Genomic DNA, 3,558 nt, shown 5'->3' with positions numbered 1-3,558 from the left:
CTTTTTGATCTCACCGCCGAAATAGCCCGCGGCGAAAACCCTGCGGCAACTGGCCCCGATCAGATCAAATTGCAATTTCGGTTGATTCGCTCGGCAACCCGCTGGGCGCCACTCATCCCCGCTGTGCTACTACTCATCATTCTCGCGTTAGCCGTGCGCACATTGCGCGAATTGGGAAACTGGTGGGGCGTGCCGCTGACGATCTCAGGTATTTTGCTAATTCTGTTGACCATTCTCTATCGCTCCTCGGTGGCCGCGCTGATGTCTTTTGGCCCGCTGAGTGAAACCCCTTCCCTGATTCGCACAGAAGCCATCGAAGCCCTGATGCGTCTGGCGGTTGAAATTTTCCGCCCAATGTTGTGGCAGGCGATCCTGGTGGGGGTATTGGGGGTTGCCCTGATTGTAGTTGGCGCGCTGATTAAACCCCAAGTGGAGGAAACTGAGCTATAAATCCCTAATCGGCGAGAAGGATAAACGGTGAATCGGCGACGGGCCTAGTTTTATGATGGCTTCCCGATGCGCTTTTGTGCCATAACCTTTATGCGCGGCAAGGCCGTAGCCGGGGTATTCTTGATCAAGTTCAACCATCCGAGCGTCGCGGGCGGTTTTCGCCAGAATAGATGCCGCGGCAATACTCAAGGAACGGGCGTCGCCTTTGATGAGCGAAGTTTGGGGGATTTCTAAATCGGGCAGCAGCAGGTAATCGAGCAGCAGGTGTTGGGGGGTAATTTCCAGGGCGTTTAGGGCGCGTTGGGCGGCCAAACGCGTGGCGGGAACGATGCCCAGGGCGTCTATCGTTTGGGATGAAGCAAAGCCCACTCCGAATGCCAGTACCAACTCGCGCAGGCGCGTAGACCAGAATTCTCTTTGGGATGGGGTCATCTGTTTGGAATCACGCACCCCCCTCAGGCTACGTTCGAGATTCCTGTCTGGCGGCAGAATCACCACCGCGGCAGCTACCGGCCCGGCCAGCGCGCCGCGTCCAGCTTCGTCGATTCCGGCCACATATTGCCTGCCTGCCTGCCACAGCAGACGCTCAAATTCCAGGGTGGGGTTTTTGGGGATCAGCGCCGGGTCAAATTTTTTGGGCATTATACCGGCCTTGCAGAGCGTTGCGGTGAATGGTGAAAATATCGAGCACCATACGCAGGGCATCCCAGACGGGGCTGAGTTTAGTATCGGGGTTGAAATACCAGGGGATCGGGATTTCGCTCACGCGGTAGCCGCGGCGGCGGGCGATATAGAGCAATTCGATATCGAAAGCCCAACCAGTGAGCGTTTGGTAGTTGAAAATATCTTCGGCAACGGGGGCACGAAAACACTTGAAACCGCATTGCGTGTCGTTCAGGCTGGGCAAGGCCAGCAGGCGAATGATCAGATTGATGGCGCGCCCACCCAAATGACGGTATTCGGGTTCATTGTATCGCACCGCGCCCGGAGCCTCGCGCGAGGCAATCGCAATTTCAAAATCATTCAACTGCGGCGGAATAAATCGGTTGACCTCAACGATAGGCATGGAGAGATCGGCGTCGCACATAAAACGATACTCGCCGCGGGCGGCTAACATGCCTTTTTTAACCGCCAATCCTTTGCCTGGGGTTTGCTCTTGCAACACGCAGCAATTTGAATATTGTTGCGCAAACGATTGGGCAATTTCGTAAGTCTGGTCGTGACTGCCATTTTCGACAATAACGACCTCGGCGGAGTAGTCTTGTGCCTGCAAAAAAGCAAATACCTGCTCCAGGGTCTGGGGCAGGCGGTGTTCTTCGTTGTGCGCTGGAATAACGATGGATAAAAGCGGATTTGGCAAAATAATTTTCCTGATGTGAGCGGGGATGAGCGGACGGGGAGATGTGTGGTGAGCCGAACTCGCAGGGAGGTCTGGCTCGAAGGTCAGGCCGTGAACAGAATTAGCAATAAAAAGCCCACCAAAATCAATACTTCGGCGATCACAATTGCGCCCAAAATGAGCCATTGCTGGCGAGAGAAATTAAAGCGTTTTTGCAGCGGGTTTATTTTCTCGGCAAATCCAGAATCAATTCGCTGCGAAAAATCACTGATAGCCGAGGGAGAAGTAGGGGCTTGCTCTTCGATTTTTTGGGTTTCATCGGCAATTTGAACCAGCATCTCGACCAGCTTGAAGCGCCGTTCTTGCCCCATCACTGGATCGCCGCTGGAAAGTTGGGCGGAAAAGCGCTCTAACGCATCAAGTTGCACGATACGCACATCCGGGCGAATGGTATCGACGTGTGTGCCAGAATCGGTGAATACCAGTATTCCTTCCAGGGGGAGATCGCCGTAGCCATGCTGGGTCAGAAATGTCTCCACACCACGCGTCAGCAGTTGCGTGCGCAAGATTAAGTTGGGTTTGGCCGCCTGAAAGGATCGTCCACTTCCGCTCATTATTTTCCAGGTATTTCCCTGAGCGCGGAATACGCCCCGAACAGGGTTGTTATAAAGCACGGTCATTCCCTGGGGACTGATCAGAATTAAAGGCACAATCACATCGGGTTCAGGGATTTTGAGATTTCTTAGCAAGGTGTGAGAATTATCGAGCGAACGTGCCAGGCTGCGCGCCAGCATTTCTTGTGATTTCATATCTGCAGGCCAGCTTGAACCAAATTGCATAATGGCTTTGGCGCGCTCGGCAACAGATAACTTGCCTTCAATATAAGGGATTGGGGATAAATCGCGAATAATCATAGTATCAATTCCCTTTAGATGCGACGGGAGAAGTCCGAAAACAGGTATATTGTTTTAAAAAACCGGTGTATCGGCGAGAAAATCGCCATCTCCCTGGGCTTTACCGGCCACAATCTTCTCGCCGACTTTTTGCTTCTCAACGCGGACAACTTCGCCCAACGCGAAATCGTTGCCCATGAGAGCCTGGCGTTGACCTATATAAATCCGGTCGCCGCCTTCAAGATGGGTGAGTAGTGTTTGGCGATCCAGAATCAACATATCGGAGAAAACAAACCCCCGGCGCTGGTATCCACGTACCCAGTCGATTTTTCCATTTAAAGTATAGTGAACGGCTTCAATGACACCATCGAATTTTTTGGCTTTAATCATTTTGGCATTCCTCCGAAAATAAAAGCAACACGTACATAACAAACGAACACAGATGCTACTATCTAAAAAACCTCGTAGCGCAGAAGCACTAAGCTCCCTTTAAAAGAGTTAAAAAATGCACTTACTTTATTATACTCGTTCTCAAGGAGGCAGGACTTACGCACTTTCGCAAAAGAAAGCCCGAAAATAGGGGTGTGGGGGGTGCTTCGCCCCCCCCACACCCCTATTTTCGGTATATTTTTCATCGTTTGGCGTAGGTCCTAGGATGTAGATAAATTATACACTTTTGCAAGCATTTATGGGGTGCGGGCTGGTATTTTCTCTCTTCTCGGCGATAGACCTGGAAGCATTGCTCTAAATTGGAGCTAGTCTATCGTAAATCAGGCTTGTGGAGACAAAGAATATAATATATAATGACGCTAGTACCTCAGTACTGGGCGTTCGCTCATAAAAAAATCAAAAACACGGATTAGGGTACTGGCTGAT

At 51.4% G+C, this 3,558-nt stretch carries 5 protein-coding genes; 1 reads left to right on the top strand and 4 read right to left on the bottom strand.

Annotated elements, in window-relative coordinates; genetic code table 11:
• The coding region (locus HN413_00775) for a hypothetical protein (GenBank protein MBT3388923.1) at window positions 1-450 on the top strand (450 nt) is incomplete at its 5' end.
• Here HN413_00775 and HN413_00770 read toward each other — a convergent pair.
• From HN413_00770 to HN413_00755, 4 genes are read right to left on the bottom strand one after another with little or no spacing between them, the layout of a single operon-like run.
• On the bottom strand, window positions 445-1,092 hold the full coding sequence (locus HN413_00770; protein ID MBT3388922.1) for a ribonuclease HII: 648 nt from the start codon (window positions 1,090-1,092) through the stop codon (window positions 445-447). The genes HN413_00775 and HN413_00770 overlap by 6 nt on opposite strands.
• Complete coding sequence (locus tag HN413_00765; protein ID MBT3388921.1) at window positions 1,076-1,975, bottom strand: glycosyltransferase family 2 protein; 900 nt, start codon at window positions 1,973-1,975, stop codon at window positions 1,076-1,078. Before HN413_00765 ends, HN413_00770 begins: the two co-directional genes overlap by 17 nt.
• Window positions 1,894-2,703 carry a hypothetical protein gene (locus HN413_00760; GenBank protein MBT3388920.1) on the bottom strand — a complete coding sequence of 270 codons (810 nt, stop codon included), beginning with the start codon at window positions 2,701-2,703 and terminating at the stop codon, window positions 1,894-1,896. The genes HN413_00765 and HN413_00760 overlap by 82 nt, the downstream gene beginning before the upstream one ends.
• Before the next feature lie 54 nt (window positions 2,704-2,757).
• Window positions 2,758-3,072: a hypothetical protein gene (locus HN413_00755; GenBank protein MBT3388919.1), complete on the bottom strand. Its 315-nt coding sequence runs from the start codon at window positions 3,070-3,072 to the stop codon at window positions 2,758-2,760.
• Window positions 3,073-3,558: the final 486 nt, after the last annotated feature.

Source organism: Chloroflexota bacterium, assembly GCA_018648225.1.
In the GTDB taxonomy this organism is placed as follows: domain Bacteria; phylum Chloroflexota; class Anaerolineae; order Anaerolineales; family UBA11858; genus NIOZ-UU35.
The sequence above is the reverse complement of the archived record's forward strand: the minus strand, read 5'-3'. Positions and strand labels throughout refer to the sequence as shown.